Source organism: Intrasporangium sp. Soil_C_50, from assembly GCF_057656595.1.
Window position 1 is genome coordinate 66636 of the sequence record NZ_JBDGKB010000004.1, and the last position, 20423, is coordinate 87058.

Sequence of the window (20423 nt, forward strand, 5' to 3'; positions counted from 1 at the left end):
CGTGAGCGTCCCGGACAAGCGTGAGGTGCGTCACGCGGCGCGGCGCCGTCGCAGCGAGATCGTCGCCGCGAGCACAGCCGCGGCGCTCGAGCAGTCCGGGGCGGTGCTCGCGCGGACCGTCCTCTCGCTCGTGCCCGCCGGGGCTCGGGTCGCCGTGTACGAGTCGCTGCCGGACGAACCGCCCACCGGCCCGCTCGTCGAGGGTCTGCTGGATGCCGGTCACGAGGTCCTCGTACCCGTGGTGCTGGGCGACTACGCGCTGCAGTGGCGGCACGCGGTCCGCGGCGTGCGGGCCGACGCGTCGGTCGTACGCCGGTTGCGGCGCGAGCCCACCGACGCCGAGCGCGCGGCCTGGCTCGGCGAGGACGCCCTCGAGACGTGCGGCGTCGTCGTGACCCCGGGCCTGTCCGTCGACCGCCACGGCACCCGGCTCGGGCAGGGCGGCGGCTGCTACGACCGCGCCCTGCTCCACCGAGCACCGGGCGCCCTCGTGGTGACGTTGCTGCACGAGGGTGAGGCGAGCGGCTCGGACCTGCCGCACGACGCGCACGACCAGCCGGTCGACGGCTGGGTCACGACGACCGGACGCGTCGTCCTGCTCCGCTGACCGACGCGTCAGGCGCGTCCGCGCGTCAGGCGCGTCCGCGCGTCACGCGCGTCAGGGCTGGGGCGTGCCCGGTGGGACGAGCGTCAGCTCGTCGTCGGCCGCCTCGGAGACCGCACCCTGGGAGAAGGGCCACGGGAAGGACTCGTTCGCGGCCCACGCGTCGATCTGGTCGGCGTAGTGGTCCTGGTAGGCGTGCCCGGACTGGCCGGTCGAGTTGACCCACCTCGACGCGTCGAGGTTCGACAGGTCGACGACCATGCGCATCGAGGGCCCGGTCGTGACGTCGTAGCCGGGCTCCGAGGCGTTCCACGCATTGGCGTTGACGATGGAGTTGCCGCCGCCGAGCTCGATGCCGCCGCGGTCGAAGAGCCCGCGGACCACCTGGGGCACCGACGGGTCGCCCATGACCGGGTGCTTGAGGTCGAGCTGGTGCAGCCGCCCCCACCGCCAGGTGGACGGGACCTTGCCGAGCTTGCGGGCGAGGTCGAGGCGCGCCTCGACGAGGGCCCGCTTGAGGATCTCGTCACGGCCCTCGGTGAGGCCCGGCGTCGTCTTGTCGTCCCACCAGTCGTTCTTCGGGTCCTTCATCAGCTGCTCGACGACGACCATCCAGCGGCTGCCGCCGTCCGGCGCGATCTCCGGCGGCAGCTCGTCGAAGGTGTACTCGAGCAGGTGCTTCCACACCGCGTTGTAGTAGGCGGCCGCTGCCGAGTCGCGCGACTTGTCGCCCGGCTGGCTGCCGTCCCAGTCGCGCAGCAGCCGCTGGGCCTGGCCGGTGAAGTCGTCGACCTGGACGGCGAGCAGGCGCTCGACGAGGGAGGGCGCGTAGGTGTTGCGGACATCGCCCTGCACCTGCGACATGAGCTCGGGAGAGACCTTCGTCGCCGCGCCGAGCAGGGTGCGGATGCGCTGGGCCCGGAAGCCGTAGTCCCACTCGCTCGTGAGGAACGGTTCGGGGCTGGCGGTCACGGCCTGGTTGGCGGTGACGAGGAAGCCCTCCGGCGGGTCGAAGGTGTGCGGGAGGTCCTCGAAAGGCACGTCTCCCTTCCAGTCCCACTGGCTGTCCCAGCCGGGCGCCGGCCAGTAGCCGGGGGGCGAGCCGGGTGTGGCCGAGCGACGGATCGGGATCCGGCCGGGCGACTGGTAGCCGATGTGGCCCGCGGTGTCGGCGTAGACGAGGTTCTGAGACGGCACGGTGAACAGGGCGGCAGCCTTGCGGAAGTCGTCCCAGCCCTGCGCCTTGTTGAGGGCGAAGATCGCATCACCGGTCGTGCCCGGCGTGAGGGCCGTCCACGCGAGCGACACCGCGTAGTGGTTGGTCTGGGCGGCGCCGCGGACCGCGAGGCGGTCACCGGCGTCGTCGATGGCGGGCACGACGTCGCTCATGATCGGGCCGTGCACGGTGCCGCGCACCGTGATGGTGACGTCGGGGCCGCCGGCCACCTTGATCGTCTCGTCACGCGTGTTGACCGGCTCGCGCTTGCCGTCGCGCAGGTAGGTGTCGCCGGTCGTCTGCTCGAGGTAGAAGTCCGTGACGTCGGGGCCGAGGTTGGTCATGCCCCACGCGACCTTGTCGTTGTGGCCGATGACGACGCCGGGCACGCCCGCGAAGGTGAAGCCCGACACGCGGAACGGGCACGCCTGCGACACGGTGCGGCACTGGAGGTTGACCTGGCTCCACACGCTCGGGATCGAGAGGCCCAGGTGCGGGTCGTTGGCCAGCAGCGGCTTGCCCGTCGTCGTCCGCGAGCCCGACACGACCCACGAGTTCGACCCGATGTCGGACCCGCGGCCGAGGCTCGCCGGCACGGCGTCGAGGGCGGCCAGGGCGGTGTCGACGGCGTGGCGCCCGTCGGTGCCACGCAGCTGCTCGAGCGCCGGCGGCACGGCGCTCGCGGCCTGCTCGGCCGAGGCGGGCTGCCAGTCGTCGGCCGAGAGGATCGGCTGGTTGCGGTCGTACGGGTAGGGCGGGTAGAGCAGCTGGATCTGCTTGAGGGTGCGGTTGCGCGAGAGGCGCGCGCGGGCCAGCTCGTCGTTGTAGTCGCCGCGCAGGTCCCAGGCCATCGCCTTGAGCCACGCGAGGGAGTCGACCGGCGTCCACGGCTCGACGCGGTAGCCGGGGTTGGTACGCCTCAGGAAGGTGTACTCGAGCGACATCTTCTCCGGCGACTCCACCTGCTTGATGTAGGCGTTGACGCCGTCGGCGTAGGCCTGCAGGTACTGGCGCGTCTCGGGCGCGAGCTTGGGCAGCTCGGCCTCGGCGACGCGTCGCCACCCCATGGTGCGGATGACCTTGTCGCTGTCGATGCCGCCGGCACCGACGAGCTCGGACAGGCGCCCAGCCGTCACGTGGCGGCGCAGGTCCATCTCGAAGAAGCGGTCCTGGGCGCTGACGAAACCCTGCGCCCGGAAGAGGTCCTGGGCGCTGTCCGCGTAGATCGTCGGGATGCCGTGGTCGTCGCGCTTGACCGACACCGAGCTGGCCAGACCCTCGATCTGGAGCGTGCCGGTCGTCTGCGGGAACGTCTGCCGCACCACGCCCACCGACAGCACGGCGGCGCCGACGAGCACGAAGACCACGAGTACGGCGACGAGCAGGAGGATCCGACGGGCGCGCTTCAACCGTGACACGCGACGAGCCTAGGCCACGGGACATCCCCGGGTGACCCGGCGTGGACCGGGCCACGGCCTGCGCGGCCCGGATGGTTGGATTGGCCCGAACCCGAGGAGCCGCCGTTGACCGGAGCGCCGTCCATCACGTCGTCGACCATGACACTCGACGACCTCACGGGCGTGCTCCTCATCGGTTCGGTCGTGCTCCTCGTGGCCGTCGCCGCCGTACGCCTGTCGGTCCGGTCGGGACTGCCCTCGCTGCTCATCTACCTCGGCATCGGCCTCGTGCTCGGGAATGCCGGCGCGGGCATCCAGTTCGACGACGCGTCGATCACCCGCGTGCTCGGCTACGCGGCCCTCGTGCTCATCCTCGCCGAGGGCGGCCTGACGACGTCGTGGGAGAACATCCGCGAGTCGGTGGCACCCGCGTCGGTGCTCGCGACGCTCGGCGTCGTCGTGTCGGTGCTCGTCGTGGCGGTGGCGGCCCACGCGTTCCTGCCGCTGTCGTGGACGATCTCGCTGCTCGTCGGCGCCATCGTCAGCTCGACCGACGCAGCAGCCGTGTTCGCGGTGCTGCGCAACGTGCCGCTGCCCAAACGGCTGTCCGGCATGCTCGAGGCCGAGTCCGGCTTCAACGACGCGCCCGTCGTCATCCTCGTCGTCGCCTTCGCGGCGCAGGGCGTTCCCGGTGGCCACGGCGAGCCGTGGTGGATGCTGCTGTTCCACGCCGGCGTCGAGCTCGTCGGCGGTGCGGCGGTCGGTATCGCCGTGGGCTGGCTCGGCGGGCAGCTGCTCCGACGCGTCGCGGGCGGCTCCTCGGCCCTGTTCTCCATCGGCGTCGTCGCCCTGACCGTGCTGGCCTACGCGGTGTCCGCGCAGATCCACGTCAGCGGCTTCCTCGCGACCTACCTGTCCGCGCTCGTGCTCGGCAACATGGGCCTGCCCAACCGCACCCCGGTGCAGAGCTTCGCCAACGCCCTCGGCTGGATCGCGCAGATCGGGCTCTTCGTGCTCCTCGGTCTGCTCGCCGACCCGACGCGCCTCGACGAGCAGCTCGTGCCGGCCGTCGTCATCGGGCTCGTGCTGCTGCTCGTGGCCCGGCCGCTGTCGGTGTACCTGTCGACCGTGTGGTTCCGCGTGCCGTGGCACGAGCAGGCGTTCCTGTCGTGGGCCGGCCTGCGCGGGGCGGTCCCGGTCGTCCTCGCCACCGTGCCGCTCACCGCCGGCACCCCCGACACCGAGTGGATCTTCGACCTCGTCTTCATGCTCGTCGTCATCTTCACCGTGGTGCAGGGGCCGACGCTGCCGTGGATCGCCCGCCGCCTCGGGCTCACCGAGGGCGTCCACTCCGTCGACGTCGACCTCGAGTCCACCTCGCTCATCGAGATCGGCGCGGACGTGGTGCAGGTGTCCGTGGGCAGCGAGTCGCGGCTGCACGGGGTGGCCGTGTTCGAGCTGCGCCTCCCCAGAGGGGCGAACGTCACCCTCGTCGTGCGCGGGGGTGAGGGCTTCGTGCCCGAGCCGCACACGACGCTGCGCCACGGTGACCAGTTCCTCGTCGTCGCCACCTCGAGGGTGCGGCGCCGCACCGTCGACCGCATCCGGGCCGTCAGCCGCGACGGACGCCTCGCGGGCTGGACGTAGACTGGACGACGGTCTCCCGCTCCTCTCCCGATCACCGAGGTCTTCATGCCCACCTACTCCTACGCGTGCACCGAGTGCGGTCACGCCTTCGACATCCGTCAGTCGTTCACCGACGACGCCCTGACGGTGTGCCCGGAGTGCGGCGAGCCGCGGCTGCGCAAGGTGATCCACCCGGTGGGCATCGCGTTCAAGGGCTCGGGCTTCTACAAGACCGACTCACGCTCGTCCGGCAACGGCTCGAAGGCCTCGGGCTCGGCGTCGAAGGACTCCTCGTCCACCTCGACCGGCGGCTCGTCGGAGTCCTCGTCGTCCTCTTCCTCGTCGTCGGGTTCGTCGTCGGGTTCGTCGTCCGGTTCGTCGTCCGGTTCGTCGTCGGGTTCGTCGTCGGGTTCGTCGACCGCCGCCGCGAGCTCGTCGTCCACAGCCTCCTGACTCGACGAGCCGTGGTCCCCAGCCCCGGCTGACCCCTGCGTCGGGTACCGACCCGCGCCCTAGGCTCGGGCCATGACCACTGACTCGACCTCCGACTCGACGACAGGCGCGCCCGGCGGCCACCCCGACGCCGAGCCCACCGCCCTGCTCGCACCGTCCGCCGACGCGTCAGCGCCCGCTGGGTCCTCGAGCGGGTCGCGGGCCGAGATCGGCGTCATCGGCGGGTCGGGCCTCTACGACTTCCTCGACGAGTACGACACCGTCGAGGTCGACACCCCGTTCGGGCGCCCGAGCGACCCCCTCGTCATCGGCGAGGTCGAGGGCCGCTCGGTCGCCTTCGTGGCCCGGCACGGCAAGGGCCACCGGTTCCCCCCGCACCGGGTCAACTACCGCGCCAACCTCTGGGCGTTGCGGGCGGTCGGCGTCCGCCAGGTGCTCGCCCCCTGCGCGGTGGGGTCGCTGCGCCCGGAGCAGGGACCGGGCACCGTCGTCGTGCCCGACCAGGTCGTCGACCGCACGTGGGGTCGGGAGCACACGGTGTACGACGTCGAGGGTCCGGTCGTGCACGTCGGCTTCGCCGACCCCTACTGCCCCAACGGCAGGCAGGTCGCCGTCGACGCGGCGCGCCTCGCCGGGTTCGAGGTCGAGCCGGAAGGCACTCTCGTCGTCGTCAACGGGCCCCGGTTCTCGTCCCGCGCGGAGTCGGTGTGGCACCAGCAGGCGGGCTGGTCGATCGTCGGCATGACGGCGATGCCCGAGGCCGCGCTCGCCCGCGAGCTCGCCATGTGCTTCACGAACATCGCGCTCGTCACCGACGCCGACGCCGGGGTCGAGGGCGGCGACGCCGTGACGCACGAGGAGGTGCTGCGCGTCTTCGGCACCAACGTGGAGCGACTCAAGTCGGTCCTGCGCGACGCCATCGGCCAGCTGCCTGCCCACGAGGCCGACGACGTCGCCACGTGCGCGTGCCGCCGGGCTCTCGACGGGCTCGAGCTGCCCTTCCCGCTCCCCTGATGTCCGGCTCGAGGGCACCGCGTGCGCCCGGACCGGGCGGCACCGGCCGCACGCGTGGGCGTATCGCGGCCGCCGCGCTCGTCCGAGGCCGCGGGGCCGCCCGTGGCGGCGGTCGGCGCCGCGCCGTGCGCCGGCTGCGCTGGCGTCGCGGGGTCGCGGCTCTGCTGGCGGGCGTCGCGGTGTGGGTCGGCGTCGGTGCAGTGTCCCCTCGGGCGTCGGGCACGGTGGGAGTGCCGACCGTGGTCGCCGCCCGCGATGTCCCTGCCGGCGCCGTGCTCGGCGCGGACGACCTCACGATCGTGGCTCGACCGCCCGCCGACCGCCCGGAGGGCGCAGCCGCCGACGCGGCAGCGATCGTGGGATCGACCGCTGCCGGTCCGCTGCTCGCCCGTGAGGTCGTGACACCGAGCCGGCTGCTGGGCGGCTCGGTGCTGGCCGGGCAGCCCGCCGACCACGTGGCCCTCACCGTGCCCGTCGTCGACGCCACCGGCGCCGGTGCGCGCACGGGAGCGCGGGTCGACCTCTACGCCACGGGCACCGGAGAGCGGGCCGCGTCCGCCGTCGTCGTGCTCGCCGTCCGCGAGGCGAGCGAGTCTGGCGCACTGGGTAGTTCGCACCCGCCGCAGGTCACCCTGTCACTCGGGCCCGACGACGCCGCCCGAGTCGCACGCGGGCTCAGTGCCCTCGAGGCCGGCCAGAGCTTCGTCGTCGCCATCAGGCAGCCGGACACACCGCCGCAGTAGGCTCGTCGCGACGCCCGATCCCGGTTCGGGGGCAGACGTGAAGGAGACCTTCAGTGCTCAAGGGTTTCAAAGAATTCATCATGCGCGGCAACGTCGTCGACCTGGCCGTCGCGGTGGTCATCGGCACGGCGTTCGCCAAGGTCGTCGACGCCTTCGTCGTCGTCATCATGGACCTCATCGGCAAGATCGGCGGCAAGCCCGACTTCTCGTCCTTCAAGCCGGGCGGCGTGGCCATCGGCGCGTTCCTCACAGCCCTCGTCGGCTTCATCATCGTGGCCGCCGCCGTGTACTTCATCGTCGTCGCCCCGCTGAACAAGCTCGCCGAGCGGCGCAAGCAGGGCATCGAGCCCGAGCCCGAGGCCCCCTCCGAGGAGATCATCCTCCTCACCGAGATCCGCGACGCGCTGCGCGCCCGCTGAGCCATCCGGTCCGCACGGACGGACCACGACACCGCGACGGGGCGGGAGCTCGATGCTCCCGCCCCGTCCGCGTCCGATCCGACGTGCTCGGCTGACGCTCGCTCAGGCGTCGTCGTCGGCACGCCCGAGGACCGGGCCGCCGTAGGTCTGCGGCCGCTCGTAGCCGCCGTAGATCTCCGCGAGCGCGAGAGGCCGAGCCGCCTCTGCGTGCCGGCCGGCGCGCTGGAGCGTGCGCCCGAGCAGCAGGTGCGCGTACGCGTCGGTCGGGCACTCCTCGATGATCCGCTGGAGCGTCTCCTCGGCATGCCGGAACTGCGCCGAGTGGAAGTAGGCGCGGGCGAGCAGCAGACGCAGGTCGGTCGTCGAGTGCGGAGCCCAGTCGGCCTCGGTGACCGCGGTCGGCGCGACAACCTGCGCGTCGGCCTCGTCGACGAGGTTGGCGAGCGCAGTGGCGGCGGCGAGGTGGTCACCCCGCTCGAAGAGCCCTTGCGCGAACGACAGGCGCAGCTGGAAAGGGGTGGTGTTCATGCGCTCACCAACGCCGTGGCCGCACCGGACATTCCCGCTGCATCCCCTTCCGAGCCCCGCCGCGGGGGCGCACCGGCACGGGTCCGTTCCTCACTCGTAGTGCGGCGGGCGCTGGTCCTGGAGCCACTGGTCCCGGCTGTCGGAGTCCGCGCCACCCCACCCGAGGTCGGTGTCGTCGCGGCTTCGGCCACCGGCAGGCGCCGGTGTGAGGTCGTCCATGGGATCGTCGGCCGCGATGTCCGCAGTCCCACGCCGGAACACCCGCCGCCGCTTGCGCCGGCGCGGCTCCTCGGTCGCCGTCACATCGCCACCGGCACCGGCGTCGGTACCGGTGCCTGTCGTGTCACCGCCGTCGTCGCCACGGACGTCGCGCCCCGGCGCGGCGTCGGGAGCGGGACCGTCGCCGGCCGCGCCGCCCGAGGCCTGGGTCGCGTCCTGCATGGGAGTCGGGGGGCCCGGGTCGCGTTCGGGCACCCGGGTCTCACGGGCGATCGTGACGATCCGCGATATCTCGCGCGCAGGGTCACGGAACACGTCGGTGCTCCACACCCGCTCGTGGATCCAGCCCAGGCGGGCCAGCTGCTCGGGGCGCAGCCGGTCGCGGTCGCGGGTGCTGCGCAGGGCGGCGTACCGGTCGCCGTCGGTCTCCACGGCGATGAGGCCGCGGCCACGGTGGTACGGGTCCTCGACCGCGAGGTCGATGCGCTGGCTCGCCGAGCCGTAGTCCTCGTGGACGGTGAGCCCCTCTCGGCGCAGCCGCTCGGCGAGGTCCCGGCGCAGCGGGTCGCCGGTGGGCGGGTTGGCCGCGAAGAGGGTGCCGTCGTCGCCGCGCCGGCCGCCGGTCTCGGCGTAGGCGAGGAAGTCGCGCAGCATGACCGCCCCGCGGGCCTTGAGTCGCTCGGGGTCGAGGTCGGACGCCCGGAGCGCTGACACGACGGTCATCCGCTGGCGGGCCCGGGTGACCGCGACGTTGAGCCGGCGCTCCCCTCCCTCGATGTTGAGGGGGCCGAAGCGGTGCAGCACCCGGCCGTGCGGGGTCTTGCCGTACCCGATCGACAGGATGACGGCGTCGCGCTCGTCACCCTGGACGCGCTCGAGGTTCTTGACGAAGAACCGCTCGGGACGGTCCGCGTCGAAGAAATCTGCGACGTCGGGCGCACGGCGCAGTGCGTCGGTGACGGCGTCGTCGAGCCGTTCGGCGTGCTTGATGCCCAGGGCGATGACGCCGAGCGACTCGGAGGGACGGGTCCGGGCGTGCTCCAGGACGAGCTCGACGACGCGCGCGACCTCGGCGTCGGTCGTCTCGATCGTGTCGACGCCGGGCTGGAGTGTGGCCTGCCCGTCGACCGGCTCGAACGTGACGGCCGACTCGATCGACGTGCCCGGGAAGGTCGTCAGCCCACCGTCGTACACGGCGTCGTTGGCGAAGGCGATGAGCCGTTCGTCGCGGCTGCGGTAGTGCCACGTGAGGCTGCGCGTCGGCAACGTCGCGGCGAGCACGTCGAGGACCGACTCGAAGCCCTCGGTCAGCGTGTCGTCGGCCTCCGTCGCCCCGCTCTCGTCGTCGGACACGACCGTGAAGAAGTTCGTCGGTGGCAGCTGGCGCTCGTCGCCGGCCACGACGACCTGGCGGGCGCGGCTGATCGCCGAGATGGCTTGCGCCGGTTGGACCTGCGACGCCTCGTCGAAGACGACGACGTCGAACCACTTGCCCGGCGGCAGCGTCGAGGCGACGACGAGGGGGCTCATCGCCCAGCACGGCTTGATCGCCGTCAGGGCGGCCGACGCCTGCGGCACGAGATCGCGAAGGGGCTTGTGCCGTCGGGCTTTTCCGGCCTCGGCACGCACGAGCGCCTCCTGAGCCGGGTGGTCGTCGAGCACCTCGCGGACGTTGCGGGCGACGGCGTCACGCACGCGCGCAACGGTCGCGTCCTGGTGGGCGCGGTCCGCCTGGACGTACTCGGCGACGTCGCGGCGCAGGCCCGCGCCGTCGTGGGCGCCGTACGCGGGGTCGCGGACCGTGACCTCCTGGGCCACCGAGGCCCACCAGACGTGGTTGACCTCGGCCGTGACCTGCTCGGTGCCGACGCCGCGGCGGGCGAGGTCGTCGACGAGCGGACCGAGACCGGCCGACCGCATCTCGTCGAGGATGCTCGTCACCTGCGGCAGGACGCCGACGCGGTCGGGGCGGGCCGCGAGCGCGGCGAGTCGCTCGCGCAGCTCGTCCATCGGCAGGTCGGTCAGGGGCGGCTGCTCCTCGCGCTGCGGCAGGCGGCCGTCGAGCCAGTCGAGGTCGTCCTTGACCGAGGCGAGCAGGGCCAGGCCCTCGTCGAGGCGCGGCGAGATCTCGGGCCGGCCACCGCCGCCGACGAGGGCGTACCAGTGCTCACGCTGCTCCGACGCGGCCACGAGGCGGTCGTGCAGGTCGGCCGGTGGGCGCCCCGGGCGCAGCAGCCGCTTGGTCTGCCGCCGGATCCGCCAGCGGTCCATCCAGCCCATCTCGACGCCCCGGGCCTCGCGCCAGTCGCGGGTGGCCGTGGCCGAGATGTGCTCGCGCAGCGGGGTGTCGAAGACCTCGGGCCGGAAGACCTCGAGCGTCTCGCGGACGCGGGACATCGTCTCGAACGCCGAGGCCCACACGTTGATCGACTCGGCGGCCGGCACCTGCGACTCGTCGAGGATGCCGTTGAGGCGGCTGCTGGTGTCGTCGAGGCCCGTGGTGCTGTAGCGCGTCGTGATCTCCAGGGCCCGCGAGGCGTCGTCGCCGCTGAGGATGCGTGCCCCGAACCACGGGTCGCCACCCTCGCGGACCCAGGCGCCGAGACCGGCCGCGTCGCGCAGTCGGCGACCGAGCTCGACCGCGCGGGTCCGGCTGATCGCGGACAGATCACCACCGAGCACCCGCACGCGGGAGGTCGGCGGCGGCTTGCGCATGCCGAGCTCGACGAGCGCCTCCTCGGCGTCGTGCGCGCTGACGCCCCATGGCTCGCGCACCTCGTGGAGCGCCCGGAGGTGGCGCTGGAGACGAGCGCGCCGGTCGCGCAGCTCGGCACCCGTACCGTCCGTCGGGGCGTCGGTGTGCGTGAGCGCGGCGTCGAGGCTGCGGCCGAACTGCAGGGCCGTCGAGCGCTTGTTCGTGGTGCCGTCGTAGGCGTCGAGGACGAGGTCGCCGAGGCCGAGGCGCTCCAGTCGGGTCAGGACCGCGTCGATGGCAGCGCGCTTCTCGGCGACGAAGAGCGTCGACTTGCCCTCCGCTGCGAGCGCCGCGATGAGGTTGGCGATGGTCTGCGACTTGCCGGTGCCGGGCGGTCCCTTGACGACGAGGTGGGCTCCGGCCCGGACGGCGTCGATGGCCGCGTGCTGCGACGAGTCGGCGTCGAGGACGAGGTACTCGTGCTCGGGGTCGGGGTCCGGCTCGCTCTCGGGTACGCGCAGGCGCACCGCCGCGAGCGCCGACTCGTCCCCCGCCAGCGCCGCGACGACGTCGTGGTCGGCGAGCGAGCCGCCCTGCAGGGCGAGGTCAGCCACCATCGGCAGCTTCGCGTAGGAGAAGGTGCCGAGGACGATGCGGTCGGCGACGTCGAGGCCGGGGACGTGCGCGCACTGCTCGCGCAGCGCGTCGTAGACCGGGCGGGCGTCGAAACCCGCCGGCCCGGTGGCGAGGTCGGCCAGGGCGTCGCCGTCCACCTCGATCCCCTGCTCCGAGCGCAGGTACTCGCGCAGCACGGGGTTGAACTCCACCTCGGGCCCGAGGTCGATCTCGAAGTCGTCCTGTGCGGCCCCGGTGGGGCGCAGCACGCAGGCGCGCAGCAGCACCGGCGCGGCCGGCGGGCGGGCGGCCCGTGGCACGGACCACGTGGCCATGCCGATGGCGACGAACCCGGCCGCGATGCCGCGCTCCTCGCGCAGCTCGAGGGCCTTGGACCGGATGGCGCGGGCGCGGCGGCGGGCCTCGTCGAGCGCCCCCGGCTCGCGGAAGAGGTCGGACAGCCGCGTACGGCGCCCGGCGAGCAGCATCGAGACGCCGCCGGGGTGGGCCGTCGTGAGGTCGAGCGTGCCGGACGGCAGGTCGCGGTACCAGAGCAGGGTGTTGCGGCCACCGAGGTCGACGAGGGAGCGCTGCCACGTGCGCACCGCCGCGGCGACGCGGTCGGCGCGCGGGTCGCCCGAGGTGGACTCGGCCGTGAGGGCAGGGTCGCGCCTGGGGGCTTCGGTCATTCCTGCAGGCTAACCAATGAGGCACCCCCGGCCCGGGACCGACGCCTGTGCGTCGGCTGGGCGGGTGGTGACGGCGGGCCCGAGCCACCCCCGAGCGGCTCGGGCCCGCCGAGATCGCGGCTCAGCCCTGCGGCACGACGACGGTGAAGCTGCCGGCTGCGCGCTGCGCCCACGCCGTTGTGTACGCCCCGAGGTAGCTGTCGAGGTAGGGCGAACGGTGCCCCTGAGTCGGCACGTCGGTGCGGGGGCTCTGCAGGTCGAGGCTGAGCGAGGCCGACGACACGCGGATCCTCTGGTTGGACGCCGTGTCGGACCACGAGCGTGTCGTGTTCGTCCCGATGCCGACGACGAGCTGGTGGCCGCGCCTCAGCGTCCAGTCGGTCGACTTGAGCTCGAAGGCGACCCGGCTGCCGCGCACGAGCGACATCTGCTCGTCGACCATCACCGCGGCGCCGTCGGGTGCGACGTCCCAGAGGCGGACGAGGACGTTGCCCGTGCCGCTCGTCGCGAGCGAGACGCGTGGCGTCCCGGTGACCGGGACGTCGGACGCGAGCGGACGCAACCACGTGTAGTACGCGTTGCCGTCGTCGATCGTGCGCGGCTTCGGGCCCTGGGCGCGCTCGCTCGCAGTCTGGCCGCGGTGGGCGAAGTACGGGCCGACCGACAGGATGACCGGGGTGCGGGCGCCGGGCGGCAGGTGCGCCGGCCGCAGCACGTCGGCGTGCAGCTCGACGTCGCCGCCGTCGGAGGAGGGGAAGTACTCCTCGGACCACAGCGCTCCCTCGGGCACGCGCGGGTTCTCCTCGTGGGAGACCGGGTGGCCGGGCGTCGGGATCGGGTCTGCCTCCGCGGCGAGCGGCGCGGAGACGGCCGACGTGCAGGTGAGCGCGGTTGCGGCGAGCAGGCTGATCGATCTGGGCCGAGACAGGGCGTCCCTCTCAGTTCGGCGTCACTGATCCTTGGACGCTAGATCCGGACAAATCGGACGGCAACCGGAGAGCGAGGCCTGTCCGGTCCGACCGGACAGGCCATGCCTTGCGGCGCGGTCAGGCGCAGCGGATCGTCGGCGCGACGTCGAGGCGGTGGAAGGTCTCGTGGTGGCCGGCGTCGTCGGAGAAGTGCGCGGTGCCGTCCAGGAGGACGACGCGTCCGGCGTGGTACGGGTTGCCCCAGCCGGCGGGCGGGTTGCCCTCGCCGTCGGTGAGCAGGCCGCCGGCCCGCTCGAACCAGTAGCCGTCGACGACGAGGTAGCGCACGCCGCAGTGCGTCTCGAGGAGCACGTCGATGCCGGCGGACGAGGTCTCGACACGTGTCGACGGCTCCGCCCCCGGGGCGCCGGACGTGCAGCCGCCGAGCGCGGGACCACCGAGGGCGAGCAAGACCGAGCCTGCGGCAGCGCACAGCTGCGCACGCGTCCGTCCCATGGGCGGCCCTCCGTCGGCGATCGTCGGGTCTGTCGGGTGTCACGGTCCCCGCGGCCAGTATCCCGCCCCTCCGGCCGCCGGTGCGCGCCGGGTATCAGGCGCCCGTGGTGGCGACTCTGTCCCATGTGCACCGATTGGGGTGCTTCACCAGGCCCGTCGGGGACACCTGGACCTCGGCGGCCGGACCAGAGGAGAGACCATGTCCGAGAAGCTGTCGCACGACGGGATCGCGCAGCGGTTCCTCGAGTCGGGTTCGCTGAACTTCGACGCGATGGGCAAGTTCGTCACCGAGATCGGCCCCGAGCTCGTCCAGTTCGACAAGGGTGTGCACGGCGTCGTCTTCGGCAAGTACAACCTCCTCGCGTGCATGATGCCCGCGTGGGACCTGGCCTCCGTGGTCGGGAGCCTGCAGCGGGCGCGCGAGGTGGCCGAGGAGATGAGCCCCGAGGGACCTCGGTGACGACGAGCCCTCCGCTCGGCCGGGCCGCGCCGGTCGGTGCGGCCTGGCCACGGCAGGACCTCGAGGGGCGGCTCGTGCGGGTCCTCGACCTCGCCGCCGTCGTCGTGTCCGACTTCGGTGAGCGCGGGCGCGCCGACGAGGTGGCGCCCGAGCTGGGCTTCGGCCCGGACAAGGTCGTCGCCGAGTCCGCGATGCTCGCGTGGGCCGCCGCCGGCTGCACCTCCGACGCCGAGGTGGGCTCGCGCGTCGACCGGCTCGTCGACCTCCTCGTGCCACTGGCCCGCTCGCGCCGGGTCCTGCTCGACACGGCGCTGCACCCGGCGCGGGCCTTCAAGTACGCGGTTCCGCACGTGCTGCTGAGCCGGCTGGGCCGGCCGGACCCCGAGTTCGACGCGTTCCTCGCCGACGCGTGCGCCTCGACCGCGGCGAGCGCTGCCGACGCCCCACCGTCGGCATGCCTGGAGCGGCGCTGGGTCGCGCAGGCGTGGCCCGGGCTCACCGTGCCGGGCCAGGCGCCTGACGACTGGGCGTGGGGGCCGGAGCGGAACCCGGACTGGGGGCCGGACCTGCGCGGGACGGCGCTCGAGCGTCCGCTCGACGTGCTCGACGCGTCCCGGGAGGAGGTCTACGCCCTGACGCACGTGCTCTTCTACGTCAGCGACCTCGGCCACCGCTCCCCCACCGCGCTGCCGCGTCCGGCCGGTGCCGTGCTCGCGGACGTCCAGGCGGTGCTCGTGCGCTACGTCCACGGTGAGGACTACGACCTCGCCGGCGAGCTGCTCATGGCCTGGCCCGAGCTGCGCGCCGCCTGGGGGCCCGTGCCCTCCTTCTGCTTCCGGGTGCTCGCCGACGTCGAGGACGCGGTGGGCGTGCTGCCCTGCGGCAACGTCGACCACACCCGCTTCGCGGCCCTCCCGCCGGGCGAGCGGGAACGGTACGCCCGGGCCACCGGATACCACACCGCGTACGTGATGGGCTTCCTCTGCGCGTCCGCCCTCCGCTGCGGTGCGCCACCCCTGGCCCTGCCATCGGCCGGTGCTGCAGCGCACGAGACGAGTGACCCCGTGTGGCCCGAGCTACTCTCCCTCGTCGGTTCGGCGCGAGGCCACTGGCGTCCGGTGTTCGAAGCATCGACCGATGCCGAGAAGTGTTCTCTCACTGGCATGCTCGCCGACCTGGCTGCGCTCGACGCCTGCTCCGAGCACGACTACCGGCGCGCCGCCCACGTCGTGGCTCTCGCGGAGCGGGCGGGCGTCGTGGGTCCGATGCTGGTGCGCGTCGCCGAGCGCCTGTCGGCCTTGGGCTCGGCCGTGCGCATCGGTGCCCGGGCGCCGCTCTCGACGGTGCCGGCCGGCGTCGCAGGTTCGGGATGACGACCATCACCCACGGGTCCGGCACCTGCTGAGCGTGGCGGCGACCCGACCGACGGATGGTGGTCGTCATCGTGAACGCACGCCGCGAACGACGGGATGCCGGCCGCGGGACCCGGATGAGGGGCGGCGACGCTCGTCGCTCAGCCGGTGGCGCCCGAGCCGCCCTCGGCCACGGTGAGGACGATCTTGTCGGCGCAGGCGTCGCGCACGGTGACGGTGTGACCGGCGACCGTGACGGTGTCGCCCGCGGCGAGGTCGTGCGACTCCCCGACGCCGGCCCCCATGAACATCACCTTCCACGTGCGCGGGTCGGCCTTGACCTCGTACTGCAGGCCCGCGCGCAGCGTCGCCGCGGCGTCGAGAGGAAAGGTGCCACCGCGCAGGACCGACACGTCACCGGGCTGCGTCCGGCACGCCGCCGCGGCGGAGGCGTCGGCGCTCGAAGATGGATCGGTCATGGGTGTCTCCTTCTGGCAGCCGCCGGCGAGCGCGACGGCGAGGGCGGTGACGGCGAGCGCCGGCGCGAGGGGCCGGACGCGTCGAGCGGGGCGGGGGTCGCGGATCACGTCAGCTCCTCGGCCGCATCGCCTGCGGGTCGTCGAAGAGCCGGTCGAACTCGTCGTGGTTCACGGTGATCTTCGTGGCATCAGGCCCCCACGGGTTGCCGAGGGTCACCGTGCCATCGGCGTTGACGCTCTGCACGTAGTAGACGTGTCGGGTGACGTAGCCGTCGGGCGCGTTGTCGGGAGCGTCGGAGGGAGTGCTGACGATGACGCCCTGCTTGTCGTGGAAGGCCTGAACGGCGCCGTCGAACCCGTCGACGCCGTGGGCCTCGTTGCCGGTGATGTACGAGGGAGCCTTGTCGTTGTAGTCCCACTCGACGGCGCCGTAGGTGCCCTGCTCCTTGACGTCATACGGAGCACCGCTCTTGCCGTCCGGCGCCCCGCCGTCGTCCTCTCCGTAGACGACGGCAAAAGCCTTCTCGTAGTGGGCCGGCCACGTCTCACCGTTGGTGCCGTGCGCACCGAGCGGGTTGCCGTTGGCATCGAGCGGGAGGTCGGCCGTCACGGTGACGACGCGCGGGTTGCCGTCGTGGTCGAAGAGGCGGACGTCGACGGTGCCGTTGGGGTTGACGGTGACGTTGTCCTTGACGAAGTCGGGGTCGGCCTGGGTCGTCGCGGTGAGCGAGGCGATGGCCCAGCAGTCGCTGAAGCTGCCCTGGTTGACGTCCTGCGCGCTGAGGTCGTCGGTGCCGAGCTCGCCCTTCGGCAGCCCGTAGTGCAGGTCGCTGCGGTGCTCGCCGTCCTGGCTCTGCTGGCCGTGGAGGGCGACGTCGGTGGTGTCGAACCCTGGCTGGCTCCAGGGCATCGCCGCCTGCGCTTGGCGGCCAACTCCGGGGTGATCTTCGACAGCAGGCCGCTCGTCACCTCGGAGCGGTCGAACGGGTCGAGTCCGTCACTGACCCAGAGGAACCCACCCTCGTCCTTCATGATCTGCCCCAGTTTGGCGAGGTCCTCCGGGCTCAGCTGCTGGATGAGTGCCTCGGCCTCCGCGGGTGTCAGCTCGTTGATCCGGTCGCGCAAGGTCTCGAGGTCGTCGCGGTTGCCGTCCAGGGACCAGAAGCCCGGGCCGTCGAGGACATCCTTGACGGCGTCCTTCGCAGCGTCGACGTGCTTCTGGTCGAAGGGGCCGGGCGGCACGTAGGGCGTCGGGCCGGGGGTCGGCTGGGCCGGAGCGCCCCCGCCGTCGGGAACCGGCGCGGGACCACCCGAGCCACGCGACCCGCCACTCCGGGCCGGCGGTGAGGCCCCCGTGCTCGTGTCGTCCTGCTGACCGGCTTGCCCCGCACAGCTCGAGGCGACGCGCCGAGGCACGCAGCGCGACCGGGTCGGCACCCTTGCGGTAGATCGCCATGTCGGACCCTTCCCCTGAGAGCCCCGACCCTAGCCCGCGACGCGCCCGCACGCCCCTGCTGGCCCCAAACACCGGACGCGTCGGGCACAGTGGGTCGGGACCGGCTGACGCGGCCGGTCGCCCAGGGGACCCCGCGCCGCTGGTGCATGCTGCGAGCAAGCCTGATGGCGAAGGACGACGGACATGCTCATCGTGTGGCTGTGCCTCTTCTGCGTGATCGCGCTCGCCGTGGTCCTGCTGGCCGCGCCCTGGCGCCGGGGAGAACCGGAGGCGCCGGGACGAGGATTCGCCGGCCGGCAGGACGGGCAATCGGTCGGGCCCGGCCCGGCGCGCCAGCTGGTCGGGCGCATCGTCGTGGCACTGGCCTGGGCGCAGTGCGTGGCCGCGGTGGTGGCGGCAGACTTCGGCGGCTACTACGCCCTGGAGGCGGCCCGGCCCGACAACGGCAGCCAGTTCGCGGAGCTCGGCGTCGCCATCGGCGTGGTCGTGGCGGCGGTCGGGCTGGTCGGCGCGGCGGCGTTCGCGGCCGTCGGCAGGGGGCTGCGGCGCCGCTACCGCGAGGTGAGGCACCTGTTCGCCGTCGCGCAGGCGCTGCTGCTCGTCGTCGTCCTGTGGTCGCACGTGTCGTGGTCCGGAGTCGCGGCGGTGTACCTCGTCGCCACCGTCGTGCTCTGCTACCTCGGCGATGTCGAGAACGCGGCAGCGGCTCCGTCCCAGGGTGTAGCAGCGGGCACCTCGGGCCGGGACGACGAACCAGGAGAACCAGCATGACGATCCGGATGGACCACGTGAGCATCGTGGTCGACGACCTCGAGGCGGCGAAGGCGTTCTTCCTGGCACTCGGCCTCGAGCTCGAGGGTGAGGCGCCGATCGAGGGATCGGTCGTCGACCGCCTCAACGCGCTCGACCACGTGCGCGCCGACATCGCGATGATGCGGACCCCCGACGGCCAGGGCAGGCTCGAGCTCACACGGTTCCGCTCCCCCGCGGTGGTGGCCGCCGAGCCCCGGGACGCCCTCGGCAACACGCTCGGCCTGCGCAGCGTCATGTTCGCCGTCGACGACCTCCACGCCACCGTCGCCGCGCTGCGTCCGCACGGCGGCGAGCCCGTCGGCGAGATCGTGGAGTACGAGGACGCCTACCGGCTCTGCTACGTCCGAGGGCCGTCCGGCACCATCGTCTCCCTCGCCGAGGCGCTCGGCTGACGGCTGCTTGCTAGGTTCTGCGCCGTGGAGATCACGCGCATCGGACCTGCCGACTGGGAGAGCTTCCGGGCCGTGCGGCTGGCGTCGCTGTCCGAGGCCCCGTCGGCCTTCGGCTCGCGCTACGAGGACTGGGTCGATGCCCCTGTCGAGCGGTGGCAGGCGCGCCTCAGCCAGGTGCCGCTGACCCTCCTGGCGCGCGAGGAGACGACGGTGGTCGGCGTCGTCAGCGGGCAGCCCGACGGGGAGAAGTGGGTCGAGCTCATCTCGATGTGGGTGGCGCCGGCAGCTCGAGGCACAGGCCTCGCCGGCCGACTCATCGGTGCGGTGGCGGACTGGGCCTCCGCGCAGGACCGGGCGACGTTTCTCATGGTGCGAAGCGACAACGCTCGCGCACGCCAGGCATATGAACGAGCTGGCTTCGTCGACAAGGGAATTCCGGATGGTTGGGCTGCCAACGAGCCCCCGGAGAACCGCATGGAGCTGCGCCGCTGACGCCCCGGCCCGAGCGCAGCACCGATCCTCCGCTCCGAGCGTCGCACGAGCGCGACGGCTGACCGGCGCGAGGGCGAACAGCGGCCGTCCGTCCACCGAGCCCTTGACACCCTAGGTAGAGTACGACTATGGCACCTCGGATGACCATGGCCACTCGTGTCGTTCTCGGAACCCTGATGAGCGACGTCGAGGTCGAGTGGTTCGGGTCGCAGATCGGCCGGGTCGCGGGGCTGCCGAGTGGCACGGTGCACCCGATCCTGGCCCGCCTCGAAGGGGTGGGCTGGGTCGAGTCGCGATGGGAAGACATCGACCCCAGCACAGAGGGGCGCCCGGCGCGAAGGTACTACCGACTGACGCGCTCGGGGGCGGCACAGGCCCGCCAGGCCCTGGCTGCGGCCCGTCACCCCTTGCCGGGCCTGGCCGGGAGACCGAAGGAGGGTCTGTCATGAGCAAGAAGCACACCAAGGCGTCGGTGAGGTTCGCCGTCGCGGCCATGGAGCGCGCCACCGAAGGAATGCCGTCCGAGACGAGAGACCGCTACCACGACGAGCTGGTCGCGGAGATGCATGGCCTCTCTGCCCCGGGAAGATGGCGCTACGCGATCGGGGTCGCTGCCTCCGCGTCCGCCATGAAGTCCGCGCTGGCTCCGGGCGCTCCCGCGCCGCTACCCAAGCCGCATCGAAAGCTTGGTTGCCGCACGAACACCCACCACGTGTGGATGACGACCCACGCGGACGACGGCGCGCTCTACCGGGCCTGCGCGCGCTGCGGCAAGGAGTACATCCCCACCGGCACCGCGGGCGTCATCGGCGGCTGACGAGCCCGTCCTCCTCCCCCGACGACGGGAGCTCGAGCACTCTCCGGGCACCGGCACACGAGTGATGCACGAGACGCGTCCACCAGGACCGAAGGTCCTTCGTGCGTGACCGCGACCGGCGCGACCATGGAGGGAGAGAGGTGCACCATGTCATCCGCCAAGCAGATTCCGCCCGTGGGAGAGCGCAGCAGGGACGAGCGGAGGACGAACCTCACACGCTCCTGGATCGCGGTGGCGTCCATCCCGGTGGCCTTCGTCGCGGCCTTCGCCGTCAGCGAGGGCCTGTACGCACTGCTCGGGTACAAGCCGGAGGACGCGACCGAACCCCTGTGGGTGGCGCTGGCTGCGGGCATCCCGGCGCTCGTCCTGTTCCTCGTCCCGTGCGCCGCGGCGGTCTGGTACGGCAACAGGGCTCGGGCCGAGGGACACCTCGCCGCGCTGCTGCCTCTGGTCATCGGCGCCGTTCTGGGGCTGTGGATGCTGGTCGTGACCACCGTGTCCACGTTCGCCGGGTAGCTTG

At 72.8% G+C, this 20423-nt stretch carries 21 protein-coding genes and 1 pseudogene; 14 read left to right on the forward strand and 8 right to left on the reverse strand.

From position 1 onward, the window contains the following. Position 1 precedes the first annotated feature (1 nt). Complete coding sequence (locus AC3A5R_RS11765; protein WP_487620944.1) at positions 2-607, forward strand: 5-formyltetrahydrofolate cyclo-ligase; 606 nt, start codon at positions 2-4, stop codon at positions 605-607. A gap of 51 nt (positions 608-658) precedes the next feature. On the opposite strand, the gene AC3A5R_RS11770 is transcribed toward AC3A5R_RS11765, so the two are convergent. Continuing rightward, complete coding sequence (locus tag AC3A5R_RS11770) at positions 659-3238, reverse strand: penicillin acylase family protein (protein WP_487620945.1); 2580 nt, start codon at positions 3236-3238, stop codon at positions 659-661. A 138-nt stretch (positions 3239-3376) separates the two neighbouring features. Here AC3A5R_RS11770 and AC3A5R_RS11775 point away from each other — a divergent pair, with 138 nt between their 5' ends. Further along, positions 3377-4864 (forward strand): potassium/proton antiporter, encoded by a 1488-nt coding sequence (locus tag AC3A5R_RS11775; RefSeq protein ID WP_487620946.1) that lies wholly within the window; start codon positions 3377-3379, stop codon positions 4862-4864. Between the two features lie 45 nt (positions 4865-4909). Further along, positions 4910-5053 (forward strand): annotated as a pseudogene (locus tag AC3A5R_RS11780) (FmdB family zinc ribbon protein); the annotation flags it as partial. A 14-nt stretch (positions 5054-5067) separates the two neighbouring features. On the opposite strand, the gene AC3A5R_RS11785 reads toward AC3A5R_RS11780, so the two are convergent. Then, positions 5068-5286 (reverse strand): hypothetical protein, encoded by a 219-nt coding sequence (locus AC3A5R_RS11785; RefSeq protein WP_487621201.1) that lies wholly within the window; start codon positions 5284-5286, stop codon positions 5068-5070. Positions 5287-5368: 82 nt separating this feature from the next. Here AC3A5R_RS11785 and AC3A5R_RS11790 point away from each other — a divergent pair, with 82 nt between their 5' ends. The 3 genes from AC3A5R_RS11790 to mscL are packed head-to-tail and all read left to right on the forward strand — an operon-like array spanning position 5369 to position 7472. Continuing rightward, positions 5369-6310 carry an S-methyl-5'-thioadenosine phosphorylase gene (locus AC3A5R_RS11790; RefSeq protein WP_487620947.1) on the forward strand — a complete coding sequence of 314 codons (942 nt, stop codon included), beginning with the start codon at positions 5369-5371 and terminating at the stop codon, positions 6308-6310. Then, the gene (locus AC3A5R_RS11795; protein ID WP_487620948.1) at positions 6310-7053 is read left to right on the forward strand and encodes an SAF domain-containing protein; all 744 of its coding nucleotides are present in this window, start codon (positions 6310-6312) and stop codon (positions 7051-7053) included. Before AC3A5R_RS11790 ends, AC3A5R_RS11795 begins: the two co-directional genes overlap by 1 nt. Positions 7054-7106: 53 nt before the next feature. Continuing rightward, complete coding sequence (gene mscL, locus AC3A5R_RS11800) at positions 7107-7472, forward strand: large conductance mechanosensitive channel protein MscL (protein ID WP_487620949.1); 366 nt, start codon at positions 7107-7109, stop codon at positions 7470-7472. Positions 7473-7574: 102 nt separating this feature from the next. On the opposite strand, the gene AC3A5R_RS11805 is transcribed toward mscL, so the two are convergent. The 4 genes from AC3A5R_RS11805 to AC3A5R_RS11820 form a co-directional block, all read right to left on the reverse strand. Then, entirely contained in the window at positions 7575-8000 is a 426-nt protein-coding gene (locus AC3A5R_RS11805) for a tetratricopeptide repeat protein (protein WP_487620950.1), read from the reverse strand. Positions 8001-8090: 90 nt separating this feature from the next. Further along, entirely contained in the window at positions 8091-12218 is a 4128-nt protein-coding gene (locus AC3A5R_RS11810; protein ID WP_487620951.1) for an AAA domain-containing protein, read from the reverse strand. 121 nt (positions 12219-12339) lie between these two features. Continuing rightward, the gene (locus AC3A5R_RS11815) at positions 12340-13008 is read right to left on the reverse strand and encodes a hypothetical protein (protein WP_487620952.1); all 669 of its coding nucleotides are present in this window, start codon (positions 13006-13008) and stop codon (positions 12340-12342) included. A gap of 256 nt (positions 13009-13264) precedes the next feature. Beyond that, on the reverse strand, positions 13265-13642 hold the full coding sequence (locus AC3A5R_RS11820) for a hypothetical protein (RefSeq protein WP_487620953.1): 378 nt from the start codon (positions 13640-13642) through the stop codon (positions 13265-13267). 199 nt (positions 13643-13841) lie between these two features. Between AC3A5R_RS11820 and AC3A5R_RS11825 the strand changes: the two genes are divergently transcribed. Further along, positions 13842-14102 carry a hypothetical protein gene (locus tag AC3A5R_RS11825; protein ID WP_487620954.1) on the forward strand — a complete coding sequence of 87 codons (261 nt, stop codon included), beginning with the start codon at positions 13842-13844 and terminating at the stop codon, positions 14100-14102. Next, positions 14099-15475, forward strand: coding sequence for a DUF6895 family protein (locus AC3A5R_RS11830; protein WP_487620955.1), 1377 nt, complete (start codon positions 14099-14101; stop codon positions 15473-15475). Before AC3A5R_RS11825 ends, AC3A5R_RS11830 begins: the two co-directional genes overlap by 4 nt. 140 nt (positions 15476-15615) lie before the next feature. Here AC3A5R_RS11830 and AC3A5R_RS11835 read toward each other — a convergent pair whose 3' ends face one another. Together AC3A5R_RS11835 and AC3A5R_RS11840 are read right to left on the reverse strand one after the other, a co-directional pair. Further along, on the reverse strand, positions 15616-16041 hold the full coding sequence (locus AC3A5R_RS11835) for a hypothetical protein (protein WP_487620956.1): 426 nt from the start codon (positions 16039-16041) through the stop codon (positions 15616-15618). A gap of 1 nt (position 16042) precedes the next feature. Beyond that, positions 16043-16843, reverse strand: coding sequence for a C2 family cysteine protease (locus tag AC3A5R_RS11840; RefSeq protein ID WP_487620957.1), 801 nt, complete (start codon positions 16841-16843; stop codon positions 16043-16045). 729 nt (positions 16844-17572) lie between these two features. Between AC3A5R_RS11840 and AC3A5R_RS11845 the strand changes: the two genes are divergently transcribed. The 6 genes from AC3A5R_RS11845 to AC3A5R_RS11870 all read left to right on the forward strand — a co-directional run bounded on the left by AC3A5R_RS11845 (position 17573) and on the right by AC3A5R_RS11870 (position 20419). Then, entirely contained in the window at positions 17573-18160 is a 588-nt protein-coding gene (locus AC3A5R_RS11845; RefSeq protein WP_487620958.1) for a hypothetical protein, read from the forward strand. Further along, entirely contained in the window at positions 18157-18594 is a 438-nt protein-coding gene (locus tag AC3A5R_RS11850; protein WP_487620959.1) for a VOC family protein, read from the forward strand. Before AC3A5R_RS11845 ends, AC3A5R_RS11850 begins: the two co-directional genes overlap by 4 nt. Positions 18595-18618: 24 nt before the next feature. Beyond that, a complete protein-coding gene (locus tag AC3A5R_RS11855; RefSeq protein WP_487620960.1) occupies positions 18619-19086 on the forward strand; it encodes a GNAT family N-acetyltransferase in 468 nt (155 codons plus the stop codon). 176 nt (positions 19087-19262) lie between these two features. Beyond that, entirely contained in the window at positions 19263-19535 is a 273-nt protein-coding gene (locus AC3A5R_RS11860; RefSeq protein ID WP_487620961.1) for a PadR family transcriptional regulator, read from the forward strand. Beyond that, on the forward strand, positions 19532-19903 hold the full coding sequence (locus tag AC3A5R_RS11865) for a hypothetical protein (RefSeq protein ID WP_487620962.1): 372 nt from the start codon (positions 19532-19534) through the stop codon (positions 19901-19903). The genes AC3A5R_RS11860 and AC3A5R_RS11865 overlap by 4 nt, the downstream gene beginning before the upstream one ends. A gap of 174 nt (positions 19904-20077) precedes the next feature. Then, positions 20078-20419, forward strand: a complete 342-nt coding sequence (locus AC3A5R_RS11870) for a hypothetical protein (protein ID WP_487620963.1) — start codon at positions 20078-20080, stop codon at positions 20417-20419. Positions 20420-20423: the final 4 nt, after the last annotated feature.

Coding starts and splice junctions, on each gene's coding strand:
- AC3A5R_RS11845 (WP_487620958.1), top strand. CDS start 17,573: ATGCTCATCGTGTGGCTGTGCCTCTTCTGCGTGATCGCGCTCGCCGTG.
- AC3A5R_RS11860 (WP_487620961.1), top strand. CDS start 19,263: ATGAGCGACGTCGAGGTCGAGTGGTTCGGGTCGCAGATCGGCCGGGTC.
- AC3A5R_RS11840 (WP_487620957.1), bottom strand. CDS start 16,843: ATGCCCTGGAGCCAGCCAGGGTTCGACACCACCGACGTCGCCCTCCAC.
- AC3A5R_RS11850 (WP_487620959.1), top strand. CDS start 18,157: ATGACGATCCGGATGGACCACGTGAGCATCGTGGTCGACGACCTCGAG.
- AC3A5R_RS11805 (WP_487620950.1), bottom strand. CDS start 8,000: ATGAACACCACCCCTTTCCAGCTGCGCCTGTCGTTCGCGCAAGGGCTC.
- AC3A5R_RS11825 (WP_487620954.1), top strand. CDS start 13,842: ATGTCCGAGAAGCTGTCGCACGACGGGATCGCGCAGCGGTTCCTCGAG.
- AC3A5R_RS11865 (WP_487620962.1), top strand. CDS start 19,532: ATGAGCAAGAAGCACACCAAGGCGTCGGTGAGGTTCGCCGTCGCGGCC.
- AC3A5R_RS11775 (WP_487620946.1), top strand. CDS start 3,377: ATGACACTCGACGACCTCACGGGCGTGCTCCTCATCGGTTCGGTCGTG.
- AC3A5R_RS11820 (WP_487620953.1), bottom strand. CDS start 13,642: ATGGGACGGACGCGTGCGCAGCTGTGCGCTGCCGCAGGCTCGGTCTTG.
- AC3A5R_RS11810 (WP_487620951.1), bottom strand. CDS start 12,218: ATGACCGAAGCCCCCAGGCGCGACCCTGCCCTCACGGCCGAGTCCACC.
- AC3A5R_RS11790 (WP_487620947.1), top strand. CDS start 5,369: ATGACCACTGACTCGACCTCCGACTCGACGACAGGCGCGCCCGGCGGC.
- AC3A5R_RS11795 (WP_487620948.1), top strand. CDS start 6,310: ATGTCCGGCTCGAGGGCACCGCGTGCGCCCGGACCGGGCGGCACCGGC.